Source organism: Streptomyces sp. (genome assembly GCF_035563135.1).
Classification (GTDB): domain Bacteria; phylum Actinomycetota; class Actinomycetes; order Streptomycetales; family Streptomycetaceae; genus Streptomyces.
Map to the genome: position 1 here is coordinate 1 of NZ_DATMVN010000305.1, position 9,615 is coordinate 9,615.

Below are 9,615 nucleotides of genomic sequence, written 5' to 3' on the forward strand. Positions count from 1 at the left end.
GCCCGCCGGCTCGCCGGGAAGCTCGAAGAGATCACCGGCCGGAAGACGCCGGTCGGGTCACTCGACATCACCATGTACCGCGACGATCTGCGGATGCGCCCGGCGCGTGCCCTCGCACGCACCGAGATCCCCGGCGAGGGCATCGAGAGCCGCCTCGTCGTGCTGGTCGACGACGTGCTCTTCTCCGGCCGCACGATCCGCGCCGCACTCGACGCCCTCGGCGACATCGGACGGCCCCGTGCCGTGCAGCTCGCGGTCCTCGTCGACCGCGGCCACCGCGAACTCCCGATCCGTGCCGACTACGTCGGCAAGAACCTCCCCACGTCGCTGCGGGAGACGGTCAGGGTCCAGCTCGCCGAGGAGGACGGCCGCGACGCCGTGCTGCTCGGCGTCAAGCAGACCGTCCCGGCAGGCGAGCAGTAGCAGAGTCCCGTCCCGTGCGCCCCGGCGGCCGCACGGCTGCCTCCGCACGCCCGCCCGCCTGATCCCTCCACCCCTCACGGAGACTCCCAGATGCTGCGCCCTCCCGGGGACCACCCCCGGACCCCCCGTCACCTCATCTCGGCCGCAGACCTCACCCGCGACGACGCCGTCCTGATCCTCGACACCGCCGAGGAGATGGCCCGGGTCGCGGACCGGCCGATCAAGAAACTTCCCACCCTGCGTGGACGAACGGTCGTGAACCTTTTCTTCGAGGACTCGACCCGCACCCGGATCTCGTTCGAGGCCGCCGCCAAGCGCCTCTCCGCCGACGTCATCAACTTCTCCGCGAAGGGCTCGTCGGTCTCCAAGGGCGAGTCGCTCAAGGACACCGCCCTGACCCTGGAGGCCATGGGCGCCGACGCGGTCGTCATCCGGCACGGCGCCTCCGGCGCCCCGTACCGCCTCGCGACCTCGGGCTGGATCGACAGCGCGGTCGTCAACGCCGGCGACGGCACGCACGAGCACCCGACCCAGGCACTGCTGGACGCGTTCACCATGCGCCGCAGGCTGGTCGGACCCGACGCGGGAATCGGCCGTGACCTCGAAGGCCGCCGGATCACGATCGTCGGTGACATCCTGCACAGCCGTGTGGCCCGTTCCAACGTCCACCTGCTGCACACGCTCGGTGCCCACGTCACCCTGGTGGCCCCGCCCACCCTCGTGCCGGTCGGCGTCGAGCAGTGGCCCTGCGACGTCAGCTACCGCCTCGACGACGTGCTGCCGAAGTCGGACGCGGTCATGATGCTCCGTGTGCAGCGCGAGCGGATGAACGCCGCCTACTTCCCGACCGAGCGTGAGTACTCCCGCCGCTACGGCCTGGACGGCGAACGCATGGGGAAGATGCCGGAGCACGCCGTCGTGATGCACCCCGGCCCGATGGTCCGCGGCATGGAGATCACGGCCGAGGTGGCGGACTCCGACCGCTGCACCGCCGTCGAGCAGGTCGCCAACGGCGTCTCCACCCGCATGGCCGTCCTGTACCTGCTGCTCGGCGGCTCCGAGACCGCCCTGCCCTCCGCCTCCGCCCGTACCGAGGAGAACAAGTAACCATGAGCAAGATCCTGATCCGCGGTGCGAAGGTCCTCGGCGGCGAGCCGCAGGACGTCCTCATCGACGGCGAGACGATCGCGCAGACCGGCACCGGCATCGAGGCGGGTGACGCCACCGTGATCGAGGCGGCCGGCCAGATCCTGCTGCCCGGCCTCGTCGACCTCCACACCCACCTGCGCGAGCCCGGCCGTGAGGACTCCGAGACCGTTCTCACCGGAACCAGGGCGGCAGCGGCCGGCGGCTTCACCGCCGTCCACGCCATGGCCAACACCTTCCCCGTCGCCGACACCGCCGGAGTCGTCGAGCAGGTCTGGCGGCTCGGCAGGGAGTCCGGCTACTGCGACGTGCAGCCCGTGGGCGCCGTCACCGTCGGCCTGGAGGGCAAGCAGCTCGCCGAGCTCGGCGCCATGCACGACTCCGCCGCCGGAGTGAAGGTCTTCTCCGACGACGGCAAGTGCGTCGACGACGCGGTGATCATGCGCCGCGCGCTGGAGTACGTGAAGGCGTTCGACGGCGTCGTCGCCCAGCACGCCCAGGAGCCCCGCCTCACCGAAGGCGCCCAGATGAACGAGGGCGTCGTCTCGGCCGAGCTCGGCCTCGGCGGCTGGCCCGCCGTCGCCGAGGAGTCGGTCATCGCCCGCGATGTCCTCCTCGCCGCCCACGTCGGGTCCCGGGTGCACATCTGCCACCTCTCGACCGCAGGCTCCGTGGAGATCGTCCGCTGGGCCAAGTCCAAGGGCTGGAACGTCACCGCCGAGGTCACCCCGCACCACCTGCTGCTCACCGACGAGCTCGTACGGACCTACAACCCCGTCTACAAGGTGAACCCGCCGCTGCGCACCGAGGCCGACGTCATGGCCCTGCGCGAGGCCCTGGCCGACGGCACCATCGACTGCGTGGCCACCGACCACGCACCGCACCCGCACGAGGACAAGGACTGCGAGTGGGCCGCCGCCGCCATGGGCATGGTGGGCCTGGAGACCGCGCTCTCCGTGGTCCAGCAGACGATGGTGGACACCGGGCTCCTCGACTGGGCGGGCGTCGCCGACCGCATGTCGTTCCGCCCCGCGGCCATCGGCAGGCTCGAAGGACACGGCCGGCCCGTCTCGGCGGGTGAGCCCGCCAACCTCACCCTGGTCGATCCGGCATACCGTGGAGCCGTGGACCCCGCGGGCTTCGCCTCCCGCAGCCGCAACACTCCGTACGAGGGTCGCGAGCTGCCCGGCCGAGTGACCCACACCTTCCTGCGGGGCCGTGCCACGGTCGTCGACGGGAAGCTCGCGTGACAACACTCAACCCCCTCCTCCAACTGGCCGCCGAGCAGAAGTCGGCCGAAGTGACCGACTGGTCCGCCCGCATCAGCTGGGTCCTCGGACTGCTCGTCCTCATCGCCTTCGTCTACTGGCTGATGCGCCAGGGATGGAAGTGGCGGGGGAGCCTGCAGTCCGGGCTGCCCGAGCTCGCGACCACCCCCGAAGGGTTCGCGGACGGCGAGACGCTGCTCACACTGACCGGCCGCTACCACGCCTCGACGACCGCCGGGCAGTGGCTCGACCGGATCGTGGCGCACGGTCTCGGCACCCGCAGCCGGGTCGAGCTGACCCTCACCGCGCAGGGCCTGGACGTCGTACGCCCCGGGGCGGCCGACTTCTTCGTACCGGCCTGTGCGCTGCGCGAGGCCAGGCTCGACAGGGCGCTCGCCGGCAAGGTCCTGCCCGAGGGCGGCCTGCTGGTCATCACCTGGGCGCACGGCGACCAGCTGATCGACTCCGGCTTCCGCTCCGACCACGCGGCCGAGCACCAGGCATGGGTCGACGCCGTCGGCCGCCTCACCGGCGCAGCCGGCAACCACCTCACCACCACCAGCACGACGGAAGGCACCGCACGATGACGATCTCCACCCGGGGAGCCGGAAAGGCTCCCGCCGTACTCGTCCTGGAGGACGGCCGCTCCTTCCGCGGCCGTGCCTACGGGGCCGTGGGGGAGACCTTCGGCGAGGCGGTGTTCTCCACCGGCATGACCGGCTACCAGGAAACGCTGACCGACCCCTCCTACCACCGCCAGGTCGTCGTGATGACCGCCCCGCACGTCGGCAACACCGGCGTGAACGACGAGGACGCCGAGTCGAAGCGCATCTGGGTCTCCGGATACGTCGTACGCGACCCCGCCCGCCTCCCCTCGAACTGGCGCTCGCGCCGCACGCTGGACGAGGAGCTCGCCGCCCAGGGCGTCGTCGGCATCAGCGGCATCGACACCCGCGCGCTCACCCGCCACCTGCGCGAGCGCGGCGCGATGCGCGTCGGCATCTTCTCCGGCGACGCGCTCACCGACGAGACCGCCCTGCTCGCCAAGGTGCGCCAGGCCCCCGAGATGAGCGGCGCCGACCTCTCCGCCGAGGTCGCCACCAAGGAGGCCTACGTCGTCCCCGCGCACGGCACCCGGAAGTTCACCGTCGCCGCGATCGACCTCGGCATCAAGGGCATGACCCCGCACCGCATGGCCGAGCGCGGCATCGAGGTGCACGTCCTGCCCGCCACCGCCACCCTCGACGAGGTGTACGCGGTGGAGCCCGACGGAGTCTTCTTCTCCAACGGCCCCGGCGACCCGTCCACCGCCGACCACCCCGTCGCCCTCATGCAGGGTGTCCTGGAGCGGAAGACCCCGCTCTTCGGCATCTGCTTCGGCAACCAGATCCTGGGCCGTGCCCTCGGCTTCGGCACCTACAAGCTGAAGTACGGCCACCGCGGCATCAACCAGCCCGTGCAGGACCGTACGACCGGCAAGGTCGAGGTCACCGCGCACAACCACGGCTTCGCCGTCGACGCCCCCCTCGACAAGCCGTCCGACACGGAGTTCGGCCGCGCCGAGGTCTCCCACGTCTGCCTGAACGACCAGGTCGTCGAGGGCCTCCAGCTCCTGGACCGACCCGCCTTCAGCGTCCAGTACCACCCCGAAGCAGCCGCCGGCCCGCACGACGCCGCGTACCTCTTCGACCGTTTCGTCACCCTGATGGAGGACCAGCGTGCCTAAGCGCTCCGATATCCAGTCCGTCCTGGTCATCGGCTCCGGTCCGATCGTCATCGGGCAGGCCGCCGAGTTCGACTACTCCGGCACCCAGGCCTGCCGCGTGCTCAAGGCCGAGGGCCTGCGCGTCATCCTGGTGAACAGCAACCCGGCGACGATCATGACCGACCCGGAGATCGCCGACGCCACGTACGTCGAGCCGATCACCCCCGAGTTCGTCGAGAAGATCATCGCCAAGGAGCGCCCCGACGCGCTGCTCCCCACCCTGGGCGGCCAGACCGCACTCAACACCGCGATCTCCATGCACGAGCAGGGTGTGCTGGAGAAGTACGGCGTCGAGCTCATCGGCGCCAACGTCGAGGCCATCAACAAGGGCGAGGACCGCGACCTCTTCAAGGGAGTCGTCGAGGCCGTCAAGGCGAAGATCGGGTACGGCGAGTCCGCCCGCTCCGTCATCTGCCACACCATGGACGACGTCATCGCGGGCGTCGACACGCTCGGCGGCTACCCCGTCGTCGTCCGCCCCTCCTTCACCATGGGCGGCGCCGGCTCCGGCTTCGCGCACGACGAGGAGGAGCTGCGCCGCATCGCCGGACAGGGCCTCACGCTCTCGCCGACCACCGAGGTGCTCCTGGAGGAGTCCATCCTCGGCTGGAAGGAGTACGAGCTGGAGCTGATGCGCGACAGGCACGACAACGTCGTGGTCGTCTGCTCCATCGAGAACTTCGACCCGATGGGCGTCCACACCGGCGACTCCATCACGGTCGCCCCGGCGATGACGCTCACCGACCGTGAGTACCAGCGGCTGCGTGACATCGGCATCGCGATCATCCGCGAGGTCGGCGTGGACACCGGCGGCTGCAACATCCAGTTCGCGATCGACCCGGCCGACGGCCGGATCATCGTGATCGAGATGAATCCGCGCGTCTCCCGCTCCTCGGCGCTCGCCTCGAAGGCCACCGGCTTCCCGATCGCCAAGATCGCCGCCAAGCTGGCCGTCGGCTACACGCTCGACGAGATCCCCAACGACATCACCGAGAAGACCCCGGCCTCCTTCGAGCCGACCCTCGACTACGTCGTGGTCAAGGCCCCGCGCTTCGCCTTCGAGAAGTTCCCCTCCGCCGACTCCACCCTCACCACCACCATGAAGTCGGTGGGCGAGGCCATGGCGATCGGCCGGAACTTCACCGAGGCCCTGCAGAAGGCCCTGCGCTCCCTGGAGAAGAAGGGCTCGCAGTTCGCCTTCACCGGCGAGACCGGTGACAAGGCCGAGCTGCTCGCCGAGGCGGTGCGCCCCACGGACGGGCGCATCAACACCGTGATGCAGGCGATCCGCGCCGGCGCCACCCAGGAGGAGGTCTTCGACGCCACGAAGATCGACCCCTGGTTCGTCGACCAGCTCTTCCTGCTCAAGGAGATCGCCGATGAGCTGGCCGCCGCTGAGCGACTGGACGCCGGCCTGCTCGCCGAGGCCAAGCGGCACGGCTTCTCCGACGCCCAGATCGCCGAGATCCGCGGTCTGCGCGAGGACGTCGTACGCGAGGTCAGGCACGCGCTGGGCATCCGCCCGGTCTACAAGACGGTCGACACCTGCGCGGCGGAGTTCGCCGCGAAGACGCCGTACTTCTACTCCAGCTACGACGAGGAGAGCGAGGTCGCGCCCCGCACCAAGCCGGCGGTGATCATCCTCGGCTCCGGCCCGAACCGCATCGGCCAGGGCATCGAGTTCGACTACTCCTGCGTCCACGCCTCCTTCGCCCTGAGCGACGCGGGCTACGAGACCGTGATGGTCAACTGCAACCCGGAGACCGTCTCCACGGACTACGACACCTCCGACCGGCTGTACTTCGAGCCGCTCACGCTCGAGGACGTCCTGGAGATCGTGCACGCCGAGTCGCTCGCCGGGCCCGTCGCCGGTGTCGTCGTCCAGCTCGGCGGCCAGACCCCGCTCGGCCTCTCGCAGGCCCTCAAGGACAACGGCGTGCCGGTCGTGGGGACGTCCCCCGAGGCGATCCACGCCGCCGAGGACCGCGGCGCCTTCGGCCGGGTGCTCGCCGAGGCCGGCCTGCCGGCGCCGAAGCACGGCACCGCCACCACCTTCGCCGAGGCCAAGGCCATCGCCGACGAGATCGGCTACCCCGTCCTCGTACGCCCGTCGTACGTGCTCGGCGGCCGCGGCATGGAGATCGTCTACGACGAGACCCGCCTCTCCGCCTACATCGCCGAGTCCACCGAGATCAGCCCCACCCGGCCGGTCCTGGTCGACCGCTTCCTCGACGACGCGATCGAGATCGACGTCGACGCGCTCTACGACGGCACCGAGCTCTACCTCGGCGGCGTCATGGAGCACATCGAGGAGGCCGGCATCCACTCCGGCGACTCCGCCTGCGCGCTGCCCCCGATCACCCTGGGCGGCTTCGACATCAAGCGGCTGCGGACCTCGACCGAGGCCATCGCCAAGGGCGTCGGCGTACGCGGACTGATCAACATCCAGTTCGCCCTCTCCGGTGACATCCTCTACGTCCTGGAGGCCAACCCGCGCGCCTCGCGGACCGTCCCCTTCACCTCGAAGGCGACCGCGGTGCCGCTCGCGAAGGCCGCCGCCCGCATCTCGCTGGGCGCGACCGTCGCGGAACTCCGCGCCGAGGGCCTGCTGCCGAAGCAGGGCGACGGCGGCACCCTGCCGCTGGACGCGCCGATCTCCGTCAAGGAGGCCGTCATGCCGTGGTCGCGCTTCCGCGACATCCACGGCCGCGGCGTCGACACGGTCCTCGGCCCGGAGATGCGCTCCACCGGCGAAGTCATGGGCATCGACTCGGTGTTCGGCACGGCCTACGCCAAGTCGCAGGCCGGCGCCTACGGCCCGCTGCCCACCAGGGGACGCGCCTTCATCTCCGTCGCCAACCGCGACAAGCGTTCGATGATCTTCCCGGCGCGCGAACTCGTGGCCCAAGGCTTCGAGCTGCTCGCCACCTCCGGCACCGCCGAGGTGCTCAAGCGCAACGGGATCAACGCCACCGTGGTGCGCAAGCAGTCCGAGGGCGAGGGGCCCGACGGCGAGAAGACCATCGTCCAGCTGATCCACGACGGCGGGGTCGACCTCATCGTCAACACCCCGTACGGAACGGGCGGCCGGCTCGACGGCTACGAGATCCGCACCGCGGCCGTGGCGCGGTCCGTGCCGTGCCTGACGACGGTCCAGGCGCTCGCCGCCGCCGTCCAGGGCATCGACGCGCTCAACCGCGGTGACGTCGGCGTACGTTCCCTCCAGGAACACGCGGAACATCTGACCGCGGCCCGCGACTGAGGGACTCCCGTCCGGATCGGGCCGGGCCCGCGGGGTCCGGCCCGATCCGGACGAAAGACCCGGCCCGGCCCAGCAGGGGACACCGGAAACGGTGTCCCCCTCTTCATGAGGACACCGTGATGTACAAACTCTTCTTCCAGCTGGTCTTCAAGCGGATGGACCCGGAGCAGGCCCACCACCTGGCCTTCCGCTGGATCCGCCGCGCCGCCCGCACACCCGTGCTGCGCACCTTCGTGGCCGCCGCGCTCGCACCCCGCTTCGAGGAGCTGCGCACCGAGGCGCTCGGCCTGCGGATGCACGGCCCGTTCGGGCTCGCCGCCGGCTTCGACAAGAACGCCGTCGCGATCGACGGCATGTCGATGCTCGGCTTCGACCACATCGAGATCGGCACGGTCACCGGCGAGCCGCAGCCCGGCAACCCGAAGAAGCGGCTGTTCCGCCTCGTCGCCGACCGGGCCCTGATCAACCGCATGGGCTTCAACAACGAGGGCTCCGCGGCCGTGGCCGCGCGCCTCGCCGCCCGTACCCCCGTCTTCCGCACCACCGTCGGCGTCAACATCGGCAAGACCAAGGCCGTCCCCGAGGACGAAGCCGTGGGCGACTACGTGAAGTCCACCGAGCGGCTCGCCGCACACGCCGACTACCTCGTCGTGAACGTCTCCTCGCCCAACACGCCCGGCCTGCGCAACCTCCAGGCCACCGAGGCGCTCCGCCCGCTCCTCACCGCGGTGCGCGAAGCCGCCGACCGCACCGTCACCGGCCGCCGGGTCCCGCTGCTCGTCAAGATCGCCCCGGACCTCGCGGACGAGGACGTCGACGCGGTCGCCGACCTCGCCGTCGAGCTCGGGCTGGACGGCATCATCGCCACCAACACCACCATCGCCCGCGACGGCCTCGGCCTGAAGTCCGACGCGTCCCTGGCCGAGGAGACCGGCGGTCTCTCCGGCGCGCCCCTCAAGGAGCGCTCCCTGGAGGTCCTGAGCCGTCTGTACGCCCGCGTGGGGACCCGGCTCACCCTGGTGGGCGTCGGGGGCATCGAGACCGCCGAGGACGCCTGGCAGCGCATCCTGGCGGGCGCCACGCTCGTCCAGGGTTACAGCGCCTTCATCTACGAGGGCCCGTTCTACGCCCGCGCCATCCACAAGGGTCTGGCCGCCCGGCTGGCCGCGTCCCCGTACGCCACCCTCGCCGAGGCAGTCGGCGCCGAGACACGGAAGGCCGTGCAGTGACCCCCGAACCCTTCGGCGCGCGCCTGCGCCACGCCATGGACACCCGCGGCCCGCTCTGCGTCGGCATCGACCCGCACGCCTCCCTGCTCGCCTCCTGGGGCCTGGACGACGACATCGCGGGCCTCGAACGCTTCACACGCACGGTCGTCGAGGCACTGGCCGACCGGGTCGCCGTGCTCAAACCGCAGTCCGCGTTCTTCGAGCGCTTCGGCTCGCGTGGCGTCGCCGTCCTGGAGAAGGCCGTCGAGGAGGCCCGCGCGGCGGGGGCCCTCGTGCTCATGGACGCCAAGCGCGGCGACATCGGCTCCACGATGGGCGCCTACGCGGCCACCTACCTCGACCAGGACTCGCCGCTGTTCTGCGACGCGGTCACCGTCTCGCCCTATCTCGGCTTCGGCTCGCTGCGCCCGGCGCTCGACGCCGCCGAGGCCTCCGGCGCGGGGGTCTTCGTGCTGGCCCTCACCTCCAACCCGGAGGGCGCGGAGGTCCAGCGCGCCACCGCGGCGGACGGGCGGTCACTGG

General features: G+C 71.1%; 8 protein-coding genes. All 8 read left to right on the forward strand.

What is annotated here, in order from left to right:
• On the forward strand, nt 1-423 hold a 423-nt coding region (gene pyrR / locus VN520_RS13320), incomplete at its 5' end, for a bifunctional pyr operon transcriptional regulator/uracil phosphoribosyltransferase PyrR (protein WP_325747102.1).
• A 90-nt stretch (nt 424-513) separates the two neighbouring features.
• The gene (locus tag VN520_RS13325; protein ID WP_325747103.1) at nt 514-1,530 is read left to right on the forward strand and encodes an aspartate carbamoyltransferase catalytic subunit; all 1,017 of its coding nucleotides are present in this window, start codon (nt 514-516) and stop codon (nt 1,528-1,530) included.
• Between the two features lie 2 nt (nt 1,531-1,532).
• Nucleotides 1,533-2,819, forward strand: a complete 1,287-nt coding sequence (locus VN520_RS13330; protein WP_325747104.1) for a dihydroorotase — start codon at nt 1,533-1,535, stop codon at nt 2,817-2,819.
• Complete coding sequence (locus VN520_RS13335) at nt 2,816-3,424, forward strand: hypothetical protein (RefSeq protein ID WP_325747105.1); 609 nt, start codon at nt 2,816-2,818, stop codon at nt 3,422-3,424. The genes VN520_RS13330 and VN520_RS13335 overlap by 4 nt, the downstream gene beginning before the upstream one ends.
• A complete protein-coding gene (carA, locus tag VN520_RS13340; RefSeq protein ID WP_325747106.1) occupies nt 3,421-4,563 on the forward strand; it encodes a glutamine-hydrolyzing carbamoyl-phosphate synthase small subunit in 1,143 nt (380 codons plus the stop codon). Before VN520_RS13335 ends, carA begins: the two co-directional genes overlap by 4 nt.
• Nucleotides 4,556-7,864, forward strand: coding sequence for a carbamoyl-phosphate synthase large subunit (gene carB / locus VN520_RS13345; RefSeq protein ID WP_325747107.1), 3,309 nt, complete (start codon nt 4,556-4,558; stop codon nt 7,862-7,864). Before carA ends, carB begins: the two co-directional genes overlap by 8 nt.
• 119 nt (nt 7,865-7,983) lie before the next feature.
• Nucleotides 7,984-9,093, forward strand: coding sequence for a quinone-dependent dihydroorotate dehydrogenase (locus tag VN520_RS13350; protein WP_325747108.1), 1,110 nt, complete (start codon nt 7,984-7,986; stop codon nt 9,091-9,093).
• On the forward strand, nt 9,090-9,615 hold a 526-nt coding region (pyrF, locus tag VN520_RS13355; protein WP_325747109.1), incomplete at its 3' end, for an orotidine-5'-phosphate decarboxylase. The genes VN520_RS13350 and pyrF, both read left to right, overlap by 4 nt.

Coding starts and splice junctions, on each gene's coding strand:
- VN520_RS13330 (WP_325747104.1), top strand. CDS start 1,533: ATGAGCAAGATCCTGATCCGCGGTGCGAAGGTCCTCGGCGGCGAGCCG.
- VN520_RS13325 (WP_325747103.1), top strand. CDS start 514: ATGCTGCGCCCTCCCGGGGACCACCCCCGGACCCCCCGTCACCTCATC.
- VN520_RS13350 (WP_325747108.1), top strand. CDS start 7,984: ATGTACAAACTCTTCTTCCAGCTGGTCTTCAAGCGGATGGACCCGGAG.
- carA (WP_325747106.1), top strand. CDS start 3,421: ATGACGATCTCCACCCGGGGAGCCGGAAAGGCTCCCGCCGTACTCGTC.